This is a genomic window from Synechococcus sp. MIT2312 (assembly GCF_059772315.1).
This window is the reverse complement of record NZ_CM186281.1, coordinates 1,412,432-1,429,774: the sequence shown is the minus strand read 5'-3', so window position 1 is coordinate 1,429,774 and position 17,343 is coordinate 1,412,432. Positions and strand designations below refer to the sequence as shown.

General features: G+C 60.0%; 14 protein-coding genes. 4 read left to right on the top strand and 10 right to left on the bottom strand.

What is annotated here, in order from left to right; genetic code table 11:
- Nucleotides 1-113 precede the first annotated feature (113 nt).
- Together AC6EI9_RS08370 and AC6EI9_RS08365 are read left to right on the top strand one after the other, a co-directional pair.
- Complete coding sequence (locus tag AC6EI9_RS08370; protein WP_498467338.1) at nucleotides 114-2,039, top strand: Rne/Rng family ribonuclease; 1,926 nt, start codon at nucleotides 114-116, stop codon at nucleotides 2,037-2,039.
- On the top strand, nucleotides 2,036-2,608 hold the full coding sequence (locus AC6EI9_RS08365; RefSeq protein WP_498467337.1) for a ribonuclease HII: 573 nt from the start codon (nucleotides 2,036-2,038) through the stop codon (nucleotides 2,606-2,608). Before AC6EI9_RS08370 ends, AC6EI9_RS08365 begins: the two co-directional genes overlap by 4 nt.
- Here AC6EI9_RS08365 and AC6EI9_RS08360 read toward each other — a convergent pair.
- Nucleotides 2,549-3,151 (bottom strand): DUF1997 domain-containing protein, encoded by a 603-nt coding sequence (locus AC6EI9_RS08360; protein ID WP_498467336.1) that lies wholly within the window; start codon nucleotides 3,149-3,151, stop codon nucleotides 2,549-2,551. The two genes, AC6EI9_RS08365 and AC6EI9_RS08360, sit on opposite strands and share 60 nt — an antisense overlap.
- Nucleotides 3,152-3,201: 50 nt before the next feature.
- Here AC6EI9_RS08360 and pheA point away from each other — a divergent pair, with 50 nt between their 5' ends.
- Nucleotides 3,202-4,041, top strand: coding sequence for a prephenate dehydratase (pheA, locus tag AC6EI9_RS08355; RefSeq protein WP_498469981.1), 840 nt, complete (start codon nucleotides 3,202-3,204; stop codon nucleotides 4,039-4,041).
- Here the strand turns inward: pheA and AC6EI9_RS08350 are convergent.
- From AC6EI9_RS08350 to AC6EI9_RS08310, 9 genes are all read right to left on the bottom strand, one after another.
- Nucleotides 4,038-4,982: a methyltransferase domain-containing protein gene (locus AC6EI9_RS08350; RefSeq protein WP_498467335.1), complete on the bottom strand. Its 945-nt coding sequence runs from the start codon at nucleotides 4,980-4,982 to the stop codon at nucleotides 4,038-4,040. The genes pheA and AC6EI9_RS08350 overlap by 4 nt on opposite strands.
- On the bottom strand, nucleotides 4,982-5,644 hold the full coding sequence (locus AC6EI9_RS08345) for an LON peptidase substrate-binding domain-containing protein (RefSeq protein ID WP_498467334.1): 663 nt from the start codon (nucleotides 5,642-5,644) through the stop codon (nucleotides 4,982-4,984). The genes AC6EI9_RS08350 and AC6EI9_RS08345 overlap by 1 nt, the downstream gene beginning before the upstream one ends.
- Nucleotides 5,645-5,701: 57 nt before the next feature.
- Nucleotides 5,702-6,022: a 30S ribosomal protein S10 gene (gene rpsJ / locus AC6EI9_RS08340; RefSeq protein WP_006042265.1), complete on the bottom strand. Its 321-nt coding sequence runs from the start codon at nucleotides 6,020-6,022 to the stop codon at nucleotides 5,702-5,704.
- A gap of 148 nt (nucleotides 6,023-6,170) precedes the next feature.
- Complete coding sequence (tuf, locus tag AC6EI9_RS08335; protein ID WP_498467333.1) at nucleotides 6,171-7,370, bottom strand: elongation factor Tu; 1,200 nt, start codon at nucleotides 7,368-7,370, stop codon at nucleotides 6,171-6,173.
- Between the two features lie 42 nt (nucleotides 7,371-7,412).
- The gene (fusA, locus tag AC6EI9_RS08330; protein WP_498467331.1) at nucleotides 7,413-9,488 is read right to left on the bottom strand and encodes an elongation factor G; all 2,076 of its coding nucleotides are present in this window, start codon (nucleotides 9,486-9,488) and stop codon (nucleotides 7,413-7,415) included.
- Between the two features lie 85 nt (nucleotides 9,489-9,573).
- Nucleotides 9,574-10,044, bottom strand: coding sequence for a 30S ribosomal protein S7 (gene rpsG / locus AC6EI9_RS08325; protein ID WP_066904590.1), 471 nt, complete (start codon nucleotides 10,042-10,044; stop codon nucleotides 9,574-9,576).
- Between the two features lie 78 nt (nucleotides 10,045-10,122).
- Nucleotides 10,123-10,497, bottom strand: a complete 375-nt coding sequence (rpsL, locus tag AC6EI9_RS08320; RefSeq protein WP_066904579.1) for a 30S ribosomal protein S12 — start codon at nucleotides 10,495-10,497, stop codon at nucleotides 10,123-10,125.
- Between the two features lie 76 nt (nucleotides 10,498-10,573).
- The gene (locus AC6EI9_RS08315; RefSeq protein ID WP_498467329.1) at nucleotides 10,574-10,900 is read right to left on the bottom strand and encodes an AIR synthase; all 327 of its coding nucleotides are present in this window, start codon (nucleotides 10,898-10,900) and stop codon (nucleotides 10,574-10,576) included.
- A 41-nt stretch (nucleotides 10,901-10,941) separates the two neighbouring features.
- Nucleotides 10,942-12,636, bottom strand: coding sequence for a phosphodiester glycosidase family protein (locus tag AC6EI9_RS08310; protein WP_498467327.1), 1,695 nt, complete (start codon nucleotides 12,634-12,636; stop codon nucleotides 10,942-10,944).
- A gap of 98 nt (nucleotides 12,637-12,734) precedes the next feature.
- Here AC6EI9_RS08310 and gltB point away from each other — a divergent pair, with 98 nt between their 5' ends.
- On the top strand, nucleotides 12,735-17,333 hold the full coding sequence (gltB, locus tag AC6EI9_RS08305; protein WP_498467326.1) for a glutamate synthase large subunit: 4,599 nt from the start codon (nucleotides 12,735-12,737) through the stop codon (nucleotides 17,331-17,333).
- Nucleotides 17,334-17,343 lie beyond the last annotated feature (10 nt).

The window sequence follows — 17,343 nt, the reverse complement described above, 5'->3', positions numbered from 1 at the left end:
GTGCCATTTCGACCCCAGGGTCTTTTCAAAGCAATTCCAATTCACCCCCGATCGATGAGCCAGGCGGCTCAATGATCGGTCTCTGCCCTGACGGGCGACGTCAGTTCCTGTTTATGCCCCAGCAAATCGTCATCGCCGAGCAGCTGCGCATCGCGGCGGTTCTGTCCGATGACCGTGTTGATGAGCTGATCGTGGCGCAAGGCCGCTATCAGATCGGCGACGTGTACCTCGGAACGGTGGAGAACGTGCTCCCGGGGATTGACGCCGCCTTTGTGAACATCGGTGAGAGTGAGAAAAACGGTTTCATCCATGTGAGCGACCTGGGCCCGCTGCGCCTTAAAAAAGGTGCCGCAGGGATCACTGAGCTGCTTGAACCGCGCCAGAAGGTGCTTGTTCAGGTGATGAAAGAGCCCACCGGCACAAAGGGCCCTCGTCTCACCGGCAATCTGGCTCTTCCAGGCCGTTATCTGGTGTTGCAGCCCAGTGGCCAGGGTGTGAATATCTCCCGTCGCATCGGCGCCGAAGGGGAACGCAATCGTCTCCGAGCGCTCGGGGTGCTGGTGAAACCGCCGGGTGCGGGTCTGCTCGTCCGCACGGAAGCGGAGGGAGTGAGTGAAGACCTGCTCATCGATGATCTCGAATCCTTGCTGCGTCAGTGGGAAGCGATTCAGAAAGCAGCCGAAACCGCTGCGCCGCCCGTTCTGCTCAACCGGGATGAGGATTTCATTCATCGGATTCTCCGAGACCACACCGGCCCTGATCTGGCCCGCGTGGTGCTGGATGACGCCGCTGCCGTTGATCGGGTGACCAGTTTCCTGGGCCAGGAAGGGGCAAACGTTTCAGTGGAGGCACACACCGAATCCGACGAGCTGCTGGAGCACTTCAAGGTGAATGCGGCCATCCGTGATGCTCTGAAACCGCGGGTCGATCTTCCCTCCGGCGGTTACGTGATCATCGAGCCCACCGAGGCCCTCACTGTGATCGATGTGAATTCGGGCTCGTTCACCCGTTCCGCCAATGCCCGTGAGACGGTCCTCTGGACCAATTGCGAAGCTGCTGTCGAGATTGGACGGCAGTTGAAGCTCCGCAACATCGGAGGCGTGATCGTCGTCGACTTCATCGACATGGATTCCCGTCGTGATCAGCTGCAGCTGCTGGAGCATTTCATGACGGCGATGCGCGATGACACGGCGCGCCCTCAGATCGCCCAACTCACCGAGCTTGGCTTGGTTGAGATGACGCGCAAGCGTCAGGGCCAGAACATTTACGAGTTGTTCGGTCGAGTCTCCCCTGGTTACGAGGCAGTCCTGCCTGGCAAGGATCTTCCTCAGCCTCAAGCTGCCGCTACAGGTCTGGTGAGATCGGCGACATCGGCGCGTGCGGAAGTCGCTGCTCCTGCTGACTCAGGAGGCGGCCGCCGCCGACGTGGTGGCCGCGGCCGGGTCAATGGATCCACGGAGAACAAGGTGGTGGATCCGACCCTTGAGGCGACGGTGGCCGGTGAATCCACATCGGATGCCACGGAGCCCGCAGGCGCCAACCGCCGTCAGGATCCTGAACTGGTCGCTGTCCCGATGGATGATGACCAGGAAAGGGTCTTTGGCTGGTTGGGACTCAATCCCGTGCTTCTGCTGGATCCACCGCCTGAAACTGACAACCTGCTCGTGCGCGTGGTGCGACCGGGCGAAGATGCCGACGCGGTTCTGGAGGACGCACGCCAGCAGCTGGCGGCGAGTTCAGGCCGTCGCCGTCGCCGCGGCTCCCGTGGCGGTCGAGGTGGGGCACGCAATGGCTCAACCGCTCCTGCGGCTTCGCCTGTGTCGGCCACGGGAACTGCTGAAGAGGCACCACTGCTGGTTGAGATCACCCCATTGGAGGTGACTCCTGCCAACGACGCCCCGACAGCGTCGCAAACGGTTGCTGCTCCTCATTCACAGCCTCTTGAACCCGTTGCAGCAGAAGTTGCAGAGCCTGAAAAGCCCGCTGAAGAGGCCCGCCCTGGCCGACGTCGTCGTCGGTCTTCCGCCACCGCCGAGTGATTGCTGGAGTTGATGAGGTTGGCCGTGGCTGCTGGTTCGGGCCTGTCTTCGCTGCCGCGGTCTGCCTCACGGATTCTGCCGCGAATGAACTCTGCGATCTCGGCCTGACTGACAGCAAAGCCCTGTCCCAGAAGCGCAGAGCTGCGCTGGTTCCCGAGATTGAATCTCGAGCCACCAACTGGGCCCTTGGCCAAGCAGCTGCGCGTGATGTGGATGCGAAGGGGATCAGGGTGGCGACGGAACTCGCCATGCTCCGCGCGCTTGAAAAACTCCCCCAGGTTCCAGAGTTGGTTCTGGTGGATGGGGTACTGCCCCTACGCCCCTGGACAGGTCCGCAGCGCACCATTGTGCGTGGTGACAGCAGTGAAGCCTCGATCGCTGCCGCCAGCGTGCTGGCCAAGGAAGCGCGTGATGCCCTGATCCGTCGCCTAGCTCGACGTTTCCCTGGCTATGCCCTGGAACGTCATGCCGGATACGGCACCGCTCAACACCGAGCGGCCCTGCTGGCTTCAGGTGCGACTCCGATGCATCGTCATACCTTCCTCACCAAGGTGTTCGCCAGGGTCTGAGCGTCGTTCTGAACCTGTTGTCTCCTCAGCCGGTGACTGCAGCGCCCAGTCCTGAAAATCACGCACCAGCTGTCGCCCGACCCGACCTTTGATCGTGATCAGGATGCCGTTCAGGATCGACTCGCCGGTGCTTTCCAGCACCCTTTTGGGAATCAGCTTCAGCAGTGGTGGCTGACTGACATTCACCCCCAATTTGGCTTCGCCCTGCAAGCCGTGATCCGTCACTTCCAGTCGTGCTTCCAGGCTCAGCTGGAAATCATCCACAAGCCCAAGCCCTTCCAGTGTGGCGTCGGTCGCCTGGATGGAGATCGTTCCATCACCCGGCACGATCTTCAGGGACACGACAGGACAGACCTGCAGTTGAAACACCTGAAGTGTGGTGACCGTGTACCGGTAACGACCTGGACCGATCCTGTCGAGCTGACGCGCGTCCAGAAGAGCTTTGATGACTCGGTCTTCCTGTTGCAGGTAGCTGCGCAGGTGCGTGGTCTGGTTGGCGACCGGCAGATCGAGGTGCTGACTGGCGCGGAAGGCAAGGGTCATGCCCCTTGTGCTGACGCGGCATGATCCTATCGATGCAAGTGCTTGGATCCATGCCGATTCGGATGGCGTTTCTAGGGCCAAAAGGCACCTATGGCGAGCGAGCAGCCAAAGAGATGATCCGGCTGGAACAGATCGATGATGCTGAGCTGGTGGCATGCACTGGGCTGCGTTCAGTGGTCGACCACGTGGCGGATGGTCGCTGTGAGGCGGCTGTGGTGCCCGTTGAGAACTCTGTGGAGGGCGGTGTCACGGCCAGTCTTGATGCTCTCTGGTCTCACCCCGATCTGTGCATTCGACGCGCTTTGGTTCTCCCGATCCGCCACGCCCTGCTCAGTAGTGGTTCGATTGAGAGCGTGACGGAGGTTCTGTCTCACCCCCAGGCGCTGGCGCAATGCAGCGGCTGGCTGGCAACCCATCTGCCGCAGGCGCTGCAATTGCCGACCACATCCACTGCGGAAGCCGCACGGATGGTGAAGGGCAGCCGTTTCAGAGCAGCGATTGCGGATCGGTCCGTCGGCGAACTGCAGGGTCTCGGGGAACTGGCGTTCCCGGTGAATGATGTTGTGGGCAACAGAACGCGCTTCCTGCTGCTCCATCGCGGCGAGCGTCTGCGCGGAGGTCAGCTCGCCAGCCTGGCGTTCTCTCTGCATCGCAATGCTCCTGGGGCCTTGATCGAAGCTCTGCAGGCGATTGCTGGCCTGGGCCTGAATATGAGCAGGATCGAGTCGAGACCGTCGAAACGTGAATTAGGTGAGTACGTGTTCTTTGTGGATGTGGAGTTGCCAGCCTCTGGCGCGGATGCCGTCCTGACAAGACTTCAGACGTCTCTGAGCCCTCTGTGTGAGCATCTGGCTGATTTCGGCGCTTATCCCAGTTCCGAATTCAACTAATCAGCGGCGAGTCGGAAGACACCGAACTGCATCATCCCCCGAGCGAAGGCCCAGCGCATCAACATCATCGTGGGCGTTTCCCGCAGGCCCTGGAGCAAGGCGGGCGGGCCGAGTCTGAGCACCGCTGAGGGGCGGCGAAATCCTTCCAGGATCGATTCGTTCCAAGACGGAAGAGTCGCCCTGGTCCAGTCGTCTGTGTCAATCAGGCCCCTGCGCTGACTGCTGCATTCCAGGTTGTTCTGGAACCCTGGGATGCTGGCGAATTCGGGATGAGCCCACTGAGTCAGCAGCTGGTGCATCACCCAGCGCTCGCGTGCATCCAGAGCGCCGTCGCGAGGATCGCGCCGGTTCCAATCGGCGACAGCCAGAGCTCCACCTGGTTTCAGAACCCTGAGCAGTTCGTCCGCGAACCGTTGCTTGTCCGGCATGTGCGGGCCTGCCTCCACACTCCAAACGCCGTCGAATGCAGCGTCCGCAAGATTCAGGTTCAGTGCGTCCATCACTTCAAAGCGGCAGGACAGATTGTCCGGCGTTAGATCTGTGGCCCGTTGGATCTGTGCGGGACTGATGCTGATCCCGAGGACGTCAAATCCGTACTCCCTGGCAAGAATCCTGGCGCTGCCGCCGATTCCGCAGCCCACATCCAGCACTCGTGAGCCGGGAGGCAGACGATCCAATCCACTCCAATGCACCAATTCGTGCACGAAATCGGCTTTGGCACGGCGGAAATCCCTCCGCTGCGGAGGATCACCGTAATGTCCGAGATGCACGTGCTCACCCCAGAGGGTCTCGAGCAGACGATCTTCAGTCCAGGCGTCATACGCAGAGGCGACGCTTGCACTGGAGTGGTAAGTCCGACTACGTCGAGTCCAGAGTGCGTAGGCGCCCGCAGCGGCTGCAAGCCCGATGACGGCCGGAGTGAGGACAGTGAAGAGAGACATCAACCGTTGCCGGAATCAGCGGAAGAAAGGGTGTCGCGCAGCACGGTGCGTGCTGCCAGCTGGCGACGGGTTTCATCAAGCATTTCGTACTCCTGTTCAAGCCGTGTCCGGGTACTTGTGAGCTCCAGAAGTTCCTGCTGTTGATCGGCGACCGGACCACCGAGGTGAGCGCCGATCCAGAACGACAGTTCCCTGGGAAGATCGGGCAGATCGTCAGGCAGTGCGGTGGGCGAGTCGGTGAGCTTTCCTGTCAGCTCGACCACATCTCTGAGTGCTTTGGTGACGGACTCACTGAGGGTATGGAGCTGATCGAGATCGCCTTCCGGTTCATCCTCAATCCAGCTGACCATCGCGGTGCGGAAGGGGGTCTCGCGGGTCACATTCAGCACCCTGAAACGCTGTTGCCCAAGCGTCACGATGTTGCTGCGACCGTCTTCGCCTGTCTGATGCTGGATCACTTCGGCACAACAGCCGATGGAGGCCATGCTTTGACTGCGGGGATCCCAACGAACGACGCCAAAACGTTGATCGGTTTCAAGGACGCTTTGCAGCATCATCCGATAACGCGATTCAAAAATGTGCAGCGGCAGGACATCGCTGGGGAACAGGACGACATCCGGCAGAGGAAATAGGGGGAGTTCTCTGACGGACAGGTCAGCCACGCATGAAATTGCTGAGGAATCGAATCTTAGGCAGCTGACCGAATGAGCGTGCTCAGCTCAGAGCTTCACCTCGATATCAACGCCACTGGGAAGATCGAGTTTCATCAAAGCATCGATGGTCTTCGCGGAAGGGCTGTAGATATCAATGATGCGGCGATGAGTGCGGGTCTCGAAATGTTCCCGTGAATCCTTGTCCACGTGAGGAGAGCGGAGCACGCAGTAGATCTTGCGCTTGGTTGGAAGAGGAATGGGGCCGATGGCAGTTGCTGCTGTGTTATCGGCGGTTTCAATGATTTTGTCGCAGGACAGATCCAGCATGCGGCGGTCAAACGCCTTCAAACGGATGCGGATCTTCTGCTGGGCAATTGCAGTGGACATGAAGCGCGAAGAAATCTCCTAGGGAGATCACGAGAGGTGGATTGTCGAGGTGCTGATTGAACGTGTCTTGGCAGCGTTCAGATCGTTCGTCAATGCTAGGGGATGGCCTGACAGCGGTCAGACCATCCCTGCAATCATCGCGGTGAGATCACTCGATGATCTTGGAGACAACGCCTGCACCGATGGTGCGACCACCCTCACGGATGGCAAAGCGCATGCCCATTTCCATGGCGACTGGGCAGATCAGTTCGCCAGTCATCTGGATGTTGTCTCCGGGCATCACCATTTCCACGTTGCTGCCATCTTCCGCGGTGAAGGCGGTGATCTGACCGGTCACGTCCGTGGTGCGGATGTAGAACTGCGGGCGGTAGCCAGCGAAGAACGGTGTATGGCGACCGCCCTCTTCTTTTTTGAGAACGTAAACCTGACCCTCAAACTTGGTGTGAGGTGTGATTGAGCCGGGCTTCACGAGCACCATGCCGCGCTCGATGTCTTCCTTCTGAATGCCGCGGAGCAGCAGACCCACGTTGTCTCCGGCCATGCCCTCATCGAGCAGCTTGCGGAACATTTCCACACCGGTAACGGTGGTTTTCCGAGGCTCTCTGATGCCGACGATTTCAACTTCTTCGCCAACTTTGACAATGCCGCGCTCGATACGGCCTGTCGCGACGGTGCCACGGCCGGTGATGGAGAAGACATCCTCAACAGCCATCAAGAAGGGCTTGTCGACTTCGCGCTCAGGCTCAGGAATGTTGGAGTCAACAGCCGCCATCAGCTCTTCGATCTTGGCTTCCCATTCGGCCTCACCTTCGATGGCCTTCAGTCCGGAGACCTGAACCACGGGGATATCGTCGCCGGGGAAGTCGTAGCTGGAGAGCAGTTCGCGGATCTCCATCTCCACCAGTTCGATGATCTCTTCGTCATCGACCATGTCGCACTTGTTCAGCGCAACCACCAGGGCGGGCACGCCCACCTGCTTGGCCAGCAGGATGTGCTCCTTGGTCTGGGCCATGGGGCCGTCGGTCGCGGCACAAACGAGGATGGCGCCGTCCATCTGAGCGGCACCGGTGATCATGTTCTTCACATAGTCCGCGTGGCCAGGGCAGTCCACGTGGGCGTAGTGACGAGAGTCCGTCTCGTATTCAACGTGAGCGGTGTTGATGGTGATGCCGCGCTCGCGCTCCTCAGGAGCTCCGTCGATATCGGCATAGTCCTGGACCTCTGCCTGTCCCTTTTTGGCGAGCACGTTGGTGATCGCGGCGGTGAGGGTTGTCTTGCCGTGGTCAACGTGGCCGATGGTGCCGATGTTGACGTGGGGCTTGTTCCTTTCGAACTTCTCGCGTGCCATTTTGGTTAAAGAATCGGGGGTGGAATTAAGGGGGGGTAGAGATCAGGAATTGCCCTGATTCTTGGAAATGATGGCCTCGGCCACATTGCGAGGAACATCCTCATAGTGGCTGAATTCCATCGAGAAAATACCCCGACCCTGGGTCATGGATCGGAGCTCGGTGGCGTAGCCGAACATCTCGGCCAGGGGCACCTTGGACGAGACCTTTGACGTGCCATCGTCAATTGCCTGACCTTCGACCTGGCCCCTGCGTGAGGACAGGTCGCCAATGATCGAGCCGAGGAAATCCTCGGGGACCTCGACCTCGACCTTCATCATCGGCTCAAGAAGCACTGGGTTGCACTTCTTGACCGCATCCTTGAAGGCCATCGAACCGGCAATCTTGAATGCCATTTCCGACGAGTCCACATCGTGATATGAACCGTCGACCATGGTGACTTTGACGTCGATCATCGGGAATCCGGCGATCACGCCGGACTCACAGGTCTCCTTCATGCCCATTTCGGAGGGCTTGATGAATTCCTTGGGAACGACACCGCCAACAATCTTGTTGACGAATTCAAAGCCGGATTCGGGTTCGCCCGGCTCCATTTCGATCACGACGTGGCCGTACTGACCCTTACCACCGGTCTGACGAGAGAACTTGCCCTCGCCTCGTGATGAGGCGCGAATGGTTTCGCGATAGGAAACCTGAGGAGCGCCGATGTTGGCTTCCACCTTGAATTCGCGAAGCATCCGGTCGACCAGGATCTCCAGATGGAGCTCTCCCATGCCGGCAATCACGGTCTGGCCAGTTTCTGAATCAGTTCTGACCCGGAAGGTGGGATCTTCTTCAGCCAGTGAGACAAGAGCTTTGGAGAGTTTCTCCATGTCGCCCTTCGTCTTGGGCTCCACTGCCACCGAGATGACCGGTTCCGGAACAAACAGTGTCTCAAGAACAATCGGGTCTTCCACGGAACACAGGGTGTCACCTGTCGTTGTGTTCTTCAGACCCAGAACAGCACCCAGATCGCCGGCGCGCAGTGCATCGACTTCTTCGCGGTCGTCGGCCTTCAGCACCACCAATCTGGAGATGCGCTCTTTGCTGTCTTTGGTGGAGTTGAGCACGTAACTGCCCTTCTCGAGCACACCGGAGTACATCCGAACGAAGGTGAGCTTGCCGTAGGGATCAGCCATGACCTTGAAGGCCAGAGCACTGAAGGGGGCTTTGTCGTCGGACGGACGAACGGCCTCCTTGCCGTTGGGCAGCACTCCCTGAATGGGGGGCACGTCAACAGGGGCGGGCAGGTAGTCGACAACTGCGTCGAGAACAAGCTGCACACCTTTGTTCTTGAAGGCGGAGCCACAAAGCACAGGCACGAGACCATGCTTCAGCACGCCTTCACGAATGCCGTTCTTCAGTTCATCAATGGAGAGCTCACCGGTTTCGAGGAATTTCTCGATCAGGTTTTCGTCGTTCTCGGCAACGGTTTCCATCAGGACGTTGCGCCACTCATCCACCTGATCCTTCATGTCAGCAGGAACATCGGTGACTTCGATGTTCTGGCCGAGGTCATCTTTGTAGATGTGTGCCTGGTTGGCCACAAGATCAATGATGCCGCTCAGCTCGCCTTCGGCGCCGATGGGCAGCTGAATCGGAACGGCATTGGCTTTGAGGCGATCCTTGATCTGACCGTGGACCTTGAGGAAGTCGGCACCGGTGCGGTCCATCTTGTTGACGAACACCATCCGGGGCACGGAATAGCGGTCGGCCTGTCGCCAGACGGTTTCTGACTGAGGCTGGACGCCTCCAACGGCGCAGAACACAGCGATCACGCCATCGAGAACGCGCATGGAGCGCTCCACCTCGATGGTGAAGTCCACGTGACCAGGGGTATCAATGATGTTGATCCGGTGGTCTTTCCAGCTGGTGGAGATCGCCGCGGCGGTGATGGTGATGCCCCGCTCGCGCTCCTGGGCCATCCAGTCGGTCACTGCTGCACCATCGTGCACCTCACCGATCTTGTGAACCACGCCTGAATAGAACAGAATCCGTTCTGTCGTGGTGGTTTTGCCCGCATCAATGTGGGCAGCGATACCAATATTTCTGACGCGTTCCAGGGGAAAGGCGCGAGCCACAGGAAACTCCGGGGTGGGGCGTAAAAAGGCGGGTGAGATCCTACAGGTCCGCCCTGAGCAATCGAGGCTTCAGGGCGGGGTTGGATCAGTAGCGGTAGTGGGCGAAAGCCTTGTTGGCTTCTGCCATCTTGTGGGTTTCTTCGCGCTTGCGAACGGCACTGCCGGCTTCATTGGCAGCATCCATCAGTTCACCAGCAAGTTTCTGAGCCATGCTGCGGCCGTTGCGAGCACGGGAGAAGCTCACAAGCCAGCGCAGAGCCATGGCTGTGCCGCGCTCCTGGCGGACTTCCATCGGCACCTGATAAGTGGCACCCCCGACGCGTCGGGCACGAACTTCCACAAGAGGAGTCGCGTTTTTCACTGCCGTCTCGAAGAGCTCGATGGGGTCGCCACCGGTGCGGTCGCCGATCAGACTGAAGGCATCGGACAGAATTCTCTGTGCGGTGGACTTCTTTCCATGCTTCATCAACCGAGCCACAAGCATGGTGGCGAGTCGGTTGTTGAACTGGGGATCGGGGAGGACCGGGCGCTTGACGGCGGCGTTACGGCGTGACATGGACTGTCAAATGAAAAAGGAACGGAGAAGGGTGAAGGTGATGGGCAGATCACGATCCGGAAGGCGGATCGTTGGCGATCATTCCTTCGGAGACTTGGCGCCGTACTTCGAACGGGACTGACGACGGTCCTTGACGCCTGCGGTGTCAAGAGTTCCGCGAATGATGTGGTAACGCACTCCAGGAAGATCCTTGACGCGGCCGCCACGGATCAGCACAACCGAGTGCTCCTGCAGGTTGTGGCCGATTCCACCGATGTAGGCGGTGACCTCGAATCCGGAGGTGAGGCGCACACGGGCCACTTTGCGTAAAGCCGAATTGGGCTTTTTGGGAGTGGACGTGTACACACGGGTGCAAACACCGCGGCGTTCGGGGCAGGCTTTCAAAGCTGGCGATTTGGTTTTCGCCTTTGAGCTCTGGCGCTCGGTCCTGATCAGTTGCTGAATGGTTGGCATCGACGGTCGCGTAGCGGCCGGAGATCCGACCTGTTCGACAATCCATCACAATACCGGTTCGACCTGCCCGATCTGATCAAACACGGCTGAAAGCGCTTCCGCAGGCGCAGCAACGCACTGCACCGCTGCTCAGGATCAGAAAGCCTCCACCACTGATATCGCTTCGATAATCCAGTGTCAGACCCTCCAGCAACGCGTGCTGGGCATCGGGAACATGCAGGGTGACTCCCTCGGCTCGGGCGGCGGGTGTTCCACTGAGACTGCCTGGCTGCAGGCGGATGACATTGTTCTCACAGTGCCCTGTCGTGAGATCCAGATGCATCACTCCGGGGGTGCCTGCAACAGAGGCCTGTCGCCCCAGTTCGGCGGCTGCAGTTGCGGTGATTTGCAGCGTGGCGCCCATGGCCCGATGCTCAGAAGGGAGTCCACTGTGCCAGCCGTTGTTCAGCGGCGAACAAGCCCAAGACCGTTCTGAACCCTTGGCGTCACGCCGCGTCCGGTCATCAGGGTTCGATTGGCGGCTAGCAGCGTCGTGGAGCTCCCACCGTCAAGGTTGAGGGCATCGAGCATGCCCAGCTGCTGAAGAGCCAGCGTCGTTTCCAGCAGCGTGGGATCACTGCCTGAAGTGCCCTCGAGTGTCATCAGCCACACACGACTGCGGTCCTGGGCGACGACCGTTCGCGGAGCGGCAAGTGACAGGAATCCGGCACTGAAACCTTCCTGACGACCGCGCAGCACAACCTGACCATTTTTCAGCAGCAGTGGTCCTCCAGCCAGCACTTGCGGTTGCTCACCGACTGGACTGGACGGCCGCAGGCTGATGCTGACGCGATCACCGGGTTGAGCGGGAAGCGGTGCTCCAGCCCGCGACACGATCAGGGAGGCTCCGGGTGTCAGAGGGACTCCCCGGCTCAATTCGGCGCGATTGTGGACATCGATGGTGACGCCATCCTTCACGGTGATGGCCTTCTCCTCGCCGCTCAGGGCCTTGTAAAGCGGCCCCCATGCCCGGGTGTAGCGACTCAAGCCTCGCTGCACATAGCCACTGTTGAGAAACCCCAGGCCCCAGCGACGGCCTCCATTGACCTGCATGGATTGGTCGAGGCGCAGTCGGTTGAACAGAAGCTTGTGACCTGTTGTCCAGCCGATTGCCCCCCTGTTGAGAATCGGTCCCGAAAGCCAGGTCCCATCGACACGCAGGGCGCCCAGGGGGAGCTGACGAACCCGGTTGAAGAACCCCCCATTCACGGCCAACAAGGCCTGTTCAGGCTGGGCCAGTTGGCTGAGAAATCGAATCCCGGTTTGTGCCCCGCGAGCCGCAAGTGGCCTCAGTTCGAGCGATTTGCTGTTGAAGGGGACACCTGCCCTGTAAATCTTCACCGGCTTCACCCCCACTCGAAACGTGCGGGCGTCCAGCACAAGTCCCTCGCGGCGCGCCGCCTGGATCTCTGGATTGAGCAGAGCCGACTGCAATGCATTCCCCGAGGAACGAACTCGGCTGGTGCGGGAGCTGCTCACTCCATCAATCACAATCCGCCAGGGTGTCGCCAGGGTGAGCGTCGGACGATCGGCACTTCCCTCGAGTCGCAAGCCCTGCCTTTCGCGTTTGGTCTTCAGGCCGATGGCGCGCAACTTGGCGTCCTGAGCGGCAGAGATCGAAACCCCGAGCAACAGGTCGTCGTTCTGCCGTTGCACCAGCGCAGGTCCACTGAGATCGAGGACCAGCCGCCCCGCAGTGCTGCCGCGGCCCTGACGCAGCTTCTGAACCCTCGGTGCTTTCAGTGAGATCGACAGAACACCCTGTCGATGGCTGGTGACGACATTCAATCGCTTGAACCAAGGCGCTGCGTCAATGGCCACCTCATCGTCCAGAGAGCGCTTGGTCAGCGTTTGTAAAGGGACGCGTTGGCCAAACCACTCCAGTGCTTCCCCTCCTTCACCGTTAACCCGCTGGAAGCCGAGTCGACCGATCAGCACATCCAGGGGAATCCAGAGCTGGATTGGTGAGTGTTGGTCGTTTCCTACCCACTGCCAAGACCCCTTGGAGGCAAGTCCTCCGATCTTCACTTCGCTGCCGATCACCCGGTCAGCTGTGCGCACTTCGGCAACCGGGACTGGCGGAGGAGGCGACAGGAACATGCGCTGACGCTAGCCGGGGTGGCCAATCCTTAGGATCGAAATTGCACCGTGATGGATGTTGCATCCAGAACGGGTTCAGCCCGACTCCTATCCAGGTCATGACTCACCTCACCGGCTCCTCCTGGCCTTACAGCGACAGCGCTGCGCCCCAGGCGGTGGCCGGTGAGAAGGACGCCTGTGGAGTGGGATTTCTTGCGCAAATGCAGGGGCATCCCAGCCATTGGGTGCTGAAGCAGGCCCTGCGTGGCCTCGGTTGCATGGAACACCGTGGTGGTTGTGGGGGTGACTCGGACTCCGGAGATGGTGCGGGAATTTTGTGTGAAATTCCATGGTCATACCTCCGGGCGATTTGGCCGGAAGCCGCTGATGCCAAAGGGCTGGGAATGATGTTCCTGCCCACAGACGCTGAACGTCGCCAGCAGGCTCGCCAGTTTTTTGAAGCGGAAGCCGTTGCGCTTGGTCTGCAGTTCGCCGGTTGGCGCGAGGTGCCTGTCGATGCAGCAGTGCTTGGGCCTCTTGCCCGTGAAACCGCTCCAGTGATTGAGCAGTGGTTGGTCACGGGGGATGCTGAAGGTGATGCCTTTGATGCACTTCTCCTGCGTCTTCGGCGCCGTGTTGGCGCTAGGGCCAGGGAAGCGTGGGGTGTTGAGGGCTCCCGTGATTTCTATGTGGCTTCTCTGAGCAGCCGAACCGTCGTCTACAAGGGCATGGTGCGATCGGAAGTGCTTGCTCAGTACTACGCCGATCTGCGGGATTCCCGCTTTGAAGTGAGCTTTGCGGTGTATCACCGGCGCTTCAGCACGAACACCCTCCCCCGCTGGCCCCTGGCCCAGCCGATGCGGTTGTTGGGGCACAACGGTGAGATCAACACGCTGCTGGGCAATCTCAACTGGGCGAAGGCCTCTGAAGCCAGCCTCGCCGGTGTCTGGGGAGAAGCCGCGGACGATCTCAACCCTGTTGTGAATCCAGCTTTCAGCGATTCAGCCAACCTCGACGCCACCCTTGAGCTGATGGTGCGCAGTGGTCGTTCCGTCACCGACAGCCTGATCACCCTGGTCCCTGAAGCATTCCGTAACCAGCCGGACCTCGACAGTCGTCCTGATGTGACGGCCATGTACGAATTCAACGCTGGCATCCAGGAGCCCTGGGACGGCCCGGCACTGCTGGTGTTCGCTGACGGCAAGCGTGTTGGAGCCACCCTGGACCGCAATGGCCTGCGCCCGGCTCGCTGGTGCTCCACGGAGGATGGCTTCGTGATCATGGGATCGGAGACCGGTGTGGTCGATCTCAGCAGCAAGACCGTGGTTCAGAAGGGCAGGCTCGGCCCAGGCCAGATGCTGGCGGTGGATCTGCAGACCGGTCAGCTCCTCGATAACTGGTTGGTCAAGGAAGATGCCGCTGCACGTTTCCCCTATGGCGATTGGCTGCAGCAACACCGCCGCAATGTGCGTCCGCAACCGTGGACTCAGTCTCAGCAGGTCGGAGAACTCGATCTGCTGAGACTGCAGACCGCCATGGGCTTCACCGCAGAGGATTTCGATCTGATCATCGGCGATATGGCCTCCTTAGGGAAGGAGCCCACCTTCTGCATGGGGGATGACATCCCACTGGCGGTGCTCTCGGACAAGCCCCATTTGCTCTACGACTATTTCAAGCAGCGTTTCGCGCAGGTCACAAATCCACCGATCGATCCTCTGCGGGAGCAACTGGTGATGAGCCTGGAGATGCATCTCGGTGAGCGTCGTCCGGCCCTGAAACCTCAGGCGGAAGCCGCTTCGGTGATTCACCTCGACACTCCGGTTCTCAACGAGGCCGAGCTGGAAGAGATTCGCCAGCAGGGTCTTCCGGTTCAGTTCTTGTCGACCCAGGTGGCGGTTGAATCCTGCACCGGTGGATTTCAAGCTGTTCTTGATGCCCTGTGCCAGGCCGCTGAGCAAGCCGTGCACGATGGGGCTCAGGTTCTGGTGCTCTCCGACCGCGTTGATGCCAACGCTGAGCCCACACCACTGACTGCCACCACGGTGGCGATGCCGGCACTTCTCGCCGTTGGCTCCGTCCACCATCATCTGCTTCGCCGCAAGTTGAGACTGCGCTGCTCCCTTGTGGTGGACACGGCTCAGTGCTGGAGCACCCATCACATGGCCTGCCTGATCGGCTACGGCGCCAGTGCCGTTTGTCCATGGCTGACCTGGGAGACCACCCGCCACTGGCTGCAACACCCCAAAACCAGAAAACGGATTGAGCAGGGAAAGCTTCCCGATCTCAGTGCTGATCAGGTTCAGGCCAATGTGCGCCTCTCTCTGGAAAACGGCCTCAGAAAAATTCTGTCCAAGATCGGCATTTCGCTTCTGGCCAGTTACCACGGTGCTCAGATCTTCGAGGCGATCGGGCTGGGTGCTGATGTGATCGAGACCGCTTTCAGCGGAACGACCAGCCGGGTTGCCGGCATGACCCTTGGGGAACTGGCGAACGAAACACTTTCGATGCACGCCAAGGCCTTCCCCGAGCTGAACCGCAGCAAGCTCGAGTTCATGGGTTTCGTGCAATACCGCAACGGTGCGGAGTATCACCGCAACAACCCTGAACTCTCCAAGGCCTTGCACAAGGCTCTGGCACAGGGTCCCGGCTATGACCATTTCTCCACATACAAGACCTTGCTGGAGAACCGTCCGGTGATGGCGCTGCGGGACCTGCTGGAGTTCAAGGTCGCGTCCACGCCGCTGCCCCTGGATCAGGTGGAGAGCGCGGAAAGCATCTGCACCCGTTTCTGTACCGGCGGTATGAGCCTCGGAGCTCTTTCCCGTGAAGCGCACGAGGTGCTGGCGGTGGCCATGAACCGCATCGGCGGCAAGAGCAACAGCGGTGAAGGTGGTGAAGATCCTGCCCGCTTCCAGGTGTTGAGCGATGTGGATGACGATGGCCGGTCCGTCGCTTTCCCCAGCATCGGCGGGCTTCAGAACGGCGATACCGCCTGCTCTGCGATCAAGCAGATCGCCTCAGGACGCTTCGGTGTGACGGCTGAATATCTCAGGAGCGGGAAACAGCTGGAAATCAAGGTGGCTCAGGGTGCCAAGCCTGGCGAAGGAGGCCAGCTCCCCGGTCCGAAAGTGGACAAGTACATCGCCTGGCTTCGCAACAGCAAGCCTGGTGTCGCTTTGATTTCACCGCCACCTCATCACGACATCTATTCGATCGAAGATCTGGCTCAGCTGATCCATGACCTGCATCAGGTGCATCCTGCGGCGCCGGTCAGCGTCAAATTGGTCGCCGAGATCGGCATCGGCACCATCGCTGCCGGCGTGGCCAAGGCCAACGCGGACGTGATCCAAATCTCCGGCCACGACGGAGGCACAGGTGCTTCCCCGCTGAGTTCGATCAAGCACGCGGGTGGGCCCTGGGAACTGGGCCTTACAGAAGTGCATCGCGCCCTGCTTGAGAACGGTCTTCGCGACAGAGTTCTGCTGAGAGCCGATGGCGGTCTCAAGACCGGCTGGGATGTGGTGATCGCTGCTCTGCTCGGCGCTGAGGAATATGGCTTTGGTTCGATCGCCATGATCGCCGAAGGCTGCGTGATGGCTCGTGTTTGTCACCTCAACAGCTGCCCGGTTGGTGTGGCGACACAGAAGGAGAACCTGCGTCAGCGCTTCACGGGAGTGCCTGAGCACGTCGTGAATTTTTTCTGGTACGTCGCTGAAGAGGTGCGTCAGCTGATGAGTCTGCTGGGGGTGGCCCGACTGGAGGATCTCATCGGTCGCAGCGACCTCCTCAATCCCAGAGGGGTTTCGCTGGCCAAAACCAGGTGCGTGGATCTTTCCAGCCTGCTGGCACCGATCAGTGGTTCTGAAGATCGTTCATGGCTGACCCACAGTGCTGAAGCCCACGGCAATGGGCTGATTCTCGAAGACCAGATGTTGGCCGACCCCGAGCTGATGGGGGCCATTGAACATCAGCGATCCATCCGCCGCACTGTTGAGATCATCAACACCGATCGGAGCGTCTGCGCCCGTCTGGCCGGTGAGATTGCCCAGCGGTACGGCAATCGTGGCTTCTTGGGCAAGCTCGATCTCACCTTTCGTGGAGCTGCTGGTCAAAGCTTCGGGGCCTTTCTCGTTCAGGGCATGAATGTGCGCCTTGAAGGGGAAGCCAACGACTACGTCGGCAAGGGTATGAACAGCGGTCGCATCACGCTTGTGCCATCGGATTCCACTGCGAATCCCGGTGAGCAGGTGATTCTCGGGAACACCTGCCTGTATGGAGCAACCGGAGGTGAGCTGTTCGCCCATGGGCGTGCCGGTGAGCGTTTCGGTGTGCGTAACAGCGGTGCCCGCACGGTGGTTGAAGGTGCAGGTGACCATTGCTGTGAATACATGACTGGTGGTGTGGTGGTGGTGCTTGGCAGCACTGGCCGCAATGTTGGCGCTGGGATGACCGGCGGCGTCACGTTCCTTCTGGATGAGGGTGACCGGGTCACTCCACGCGTGAACCCGGAGATCGTGGATGTGTGCTCCATCACCACATCTGAGCAGGAGTCCACGCTCAAGGGTCTGCTTGAGCTTCACGTCGCGGCCACCGGCAGTGAGAAAGCCTCGGATCTTCTCTCTGACTGGTCTGCGGCAAGGAGTCGTTTCAAGGTTCTGGTTCCACCCAGCGAAAGGGCTGCCATGGGGCTTGCGGACAAACAGGCGGTTGCTGCCTGATCGATTTCTC

Coding starts and splice junctions, on each gene's coding strand:
- AC6EI9_RS08370 (WP_498467338.1), top strand. CDS start 114: ATGCCCCAGCAAATCGTCATCGCCGAGCAGCTGCGCATCGCGGCGGTT.
- AC6EI9_RS08360 (WP_498467336.1), bottom strand. CDS start 3,151: ATGACCCTTGCCTTCCGCGCCAGTCAGCACCTCGATCTGCCGGTCGCC.
- pheA (WP_498469981.1), top strand. CDS start 3,202: ATGCCGATTCGGATGGCGTTTCTAGGGCCAAAAGGCACCTATGGCGAG.
- AC6EI9_RS08350 (WP_498467335.1), bottom strand. CDS start 4,982: ATGTCTCTCTTCACTGTCCTCACTCCGGCCGTCATCGGGCTTGCAGCC.
- rpsJ (WP_006042265.1), bottom strand. CDS start 6,022: ATGTCCACTGCAATTGCCCAGCAGAAGATCCGCATCCGTTTGAAGGCG.
- tuf (WP_498467333.1), bottom strand. CDS start 7,370: ATGGCACGCGAGAAGTTCGAAAGGAACAAGCCCCACGTCAACATCGGC.
- rpsG (WP_066904590.1), bottom strand. CDS start 10,044: ATGTCACGCCGTAACGCCGCCGTCAAGCGCCCGGTCCTCCCCGATCCC.
- rpsL (WP_066904579.1), bottom strand. CDS start 10,497: ATGCCAACCATTCAGCAACTGATCAGGACCGAGCGCCAGAGCTCAAAG.
- AC6EI9_RS08315 (WP_498467329.1), bottom strand. CDS start 10,900: ATGGGCGCCACGCTGCAAATCACCGCAACTGCAGCCGCCGAACTGGGG.
- AC6EI9_RS08310 (WP_498467327.1), bottom strand. CDS start 12,636: ATGTTCCTGTCGCCTCCTCCGCCAGTCCCGGTTGCCGAAGTGCGCACA.
- gltB (WP_498467326.1), top strand. CDS start 12,735: ATGACTCACCTCACCGGCTCCTCCTGGCCTTACAGCGACAGCGCTGCG.